Origin of the sequence: Pseudomonas sp. SMV7 (assembly GCF_052041995.1) — a bacterium.
GTDB lineage: Bacteria > Pseudomonadota > Gammaproteobacteria > Pseudomonadales > Pseudomonadaceae > Aquipseudomonas.
The window spans coordinates 1-213 of the sequence record NZ_JBKGGT010000081.1; the positions used below are offsets into that span (position 1 = coordinate 1).

A 213-nucleotide genomic window follows, 5' to 3' on the forward strand; every position below is an offset into this window, starting at 1 on the left:
CGGTAACCGAAGGAGTAGCAGTCAGCTTGGCCACCACTTCGTCAGTGGTGTCGGTGACCTGGACCTTGGCTGCACCGCCCAGTTGCAGATTCTCGAAGGCTCGGCCATCGACGTCCACAGCGGACTTGATGCCCAGGCTGACTTCACCCGCGTCCTTGTAGACGTCATCACCTTGAGCTGCGTGCTCGTACGCTGCGCTGGTCTGGCCGGCTT

General features: G+C 61.5%; 1 protein-coding gene. It reads right to left on the reverse strand.

The window, feature by feature from the left end; genetic code table 11:
* Positions 1-213: immunoglobulin-like domain-containing protein (locus ACLEJP_RS25635; protein WP_440810943.1), on the reverse strand; the 213-nt coding region annotated here is incomplete at both ends.